General features: G+C 51.5%; 2 protein-coding genes and 1 pseudogene. 2 read left to right on the top strand and 1 reads right to left on the bottom strand.

What is annotated here, in order from left to right:
* A pseudogene (locus tag JK154_RS17575) lies at window positions 1-190 on the bottom strand (hypothetical protein); the annotation flags it as partial.
* A gap of 174 nt (window positions 191-364) precedes the next feature.
* On the opposite strand from JK154_RS17575, the gene JK154_RS17570 reads away from it, so the two are divergent.
* Both JK154_RS17570 and JK154_RS17565 read left to right on the top strand, forming a co-directional pair.
* Window positions 365-577, top strand: a complete 213-nt coding sequence (locus tag JK154_RS17570; protein WP_039265654.1) for a Rop family plasmid primer RNA-binding protein — start codon at window positions 365-367, stop codon at window positions 575-577.
* Window positions 555-941 carry a helix-turn-helix domain-containing protein gene (locus tag JK154_RS17565; protein ID WP_039265653.1) on the top strand — a complete coding sequence of 129 codons (387 nt, stop codon included), beginning with the start codon at window positions 555-557 and terminating at the stop codon, window positions 939-941. Before JK154_RS17570 ends, JK154_RS17565 begins: the two co-directional genes overlap by 23 nt.
* Window positions 942-1,878: the final 937 nt, after the last annotated feature.

Here is a 1,878-nt window from a genome sequence, read left to right as displayed (position 1 = left end):
TGAGAGAACCGCGGCCATAACAGCGGAATGACACCGGTAAACCGAAAGGCAGGAACAGGAGAGCGCACGAGGGAGCCGCCAGGGGGAAACGCCTGGTATCTTTATAGTCCTGTCGGGTTTCGCCACCACTGATTTGAGCGTCGGATTCTGTGATGCTTGTCAGGGGGGCGGAGCCTATGGAAAAACGCACTGGTGGGGCGTGGCCTTACCGCTCTTGTTCTGGCTTCTCGTTACGCTTACCGTCTAGGTTATTTGTCTTTTAGTAAGATCCGTCCGCTCGCCGCAGATAAGTGACCGAGCGTAGCGAGCGAACGGTCGAGGAAGCGGAAAATAACCGGAGATCACTTGGAGCACTGACGCTGTGATGACGAAACAACACAAAACGGCACTGAACATGGCGAAATTCATTCAGGCGCAATCCCTGCTTTTGCTGGATAAGCTCAACGAACTGGATCTCGATACTGAGGCTGACATGTGTGAAAAACTTCATGAGGATGCAGAGGTGCTCTGCAGGACTCTTTCGGTGCAGTTAAACGCTCTACAGGATGCAGTTAATGGCAAAAATATCGATCAGTGAGGCCGCACGGCTGACAGGGAAGAGCCGTACAACATTGCACAGGTTGATTAAGACAGGTGAGCTGTCCACCTGTCATGGTGCAAGGAATGCTAGATTGGTCGATGTTTCGGAGCTTATTCGTGTTTTTGGTCCTCTTGAGTATCGCCCATTTGAACATGTGTCTGCGCAGGTATTAGAACAGCCTGGTACAGGTATCTCCCAGCAGAGTGAACAGGTAATTGCACAGCTGAGGCAGGAAGTGGAACACCTTAAAACGTTAGTTTCCGCCAAGGATTCGCACATCGATAGCCTCAAACAAGCGATGCTGCTCATCGAGCACAAGCATACTGGGGATTCACCCTGGTGGAAGTTCTGGAAACGCTGAGAACGCCTCAGTTGCCGGCGTGGCTTGTCTGATTTACTGAATGACTTAATCCAAACCTGTTTTTCTAGCCTATCCACACAGCCCGATCGCCGCTCTCTGCCTTCAGGGTCAAAACATCACACCCCACGCAAGACTTCGTCTTGCAGATTTTTCACTTTAAATCAGTTGCTTAATCGTAAATATTTCAGGCAATTTGCATGTGTCCGGCAAAATGTCTCACATTTGTCGGATACACAGGTGTCGGTACCGGCACTGTCATATCGCCGGATTGTGGCTATCGCTATTTATCAGTGCCTTACATGTCACACAATCCGACACCAGTGCCGGTACCACACACCTGTATATCCGCGAGCAGTGCCGGATCCGCCCACATGATATTTATCCAGGTGGCCGGATTGTGTTACTGATTTATATCCAGTGTGGTGCCGGATCCGGCACTGTGGCTTGCCGGCATTTTCAGGGTATTTTCATGGCTTCAGTTTTTTTGAGGGTGTCAGCGCCACGGGACAGGATGTGCATTTGTAATACCGCGCACACGCGGCATGGCAAATGCTCCTGTCAGGGCTCGCCGCCCCGACACCTGGCGAGCGTTTCACGGTCACGCAATAAATTGCGCGTCCGTTCACCACTATCGGTTTTCCAGCCCGATTTTTCGCATGCGAAAAATCACCTTCATCAGGGATGCACGCTGTCGCGGTCGTAAAGTGTGAAAAACACGGCTTACGGGGTGTATCCGGCGCCAGAATCAGAACCATTCACCTGGGCGCATAGCCATTCACTGTGCCAGAATTCATTCCCTGCGTTTCTGGCGGCTTTTCGGGTGGTTTGTTGCCTGTTTTACCGTTCTGCCGTCAGAAGCGCGCTCAGGCCGCCTGAGCGGTGCGCGTAATGCGACGTTATGTTAAAACCAGTGCTGAAGTTATTTACGTTTCTTCCG

Origin of the sequence: Citrobacter sp. JGM124 (assembly GCF_018257795.1) — a bacterium.
In the GTDB taxonomy this organism is placed as follows: domain Bacteria; phylum Pseudomonadota; class Gammaproteobacteria; order Enterobacterales; family Enterobacteriaceae; genus JGM124.
The sequence above is the reverse complement of the archived record's forward strand: the minus strand, read 5'-3'. Positions and strand labels throughout refer to the sequence as shown.

Coding starts and splice junctions, on each gene's coding strand:
- JK154_RS17570 (WP_039265654.1), top strand. CDS start 365: ATGACGAAACAACACAAAACGGCACTGAACATGGCGAAATTCATTCAG.
- JK154_RS17565 (WP_039265653.1), top strand. CDS start 555: ATGGCAAAAATATCGATCAGTGAGGCCGCACGGCTGACAGGGAAGAGC.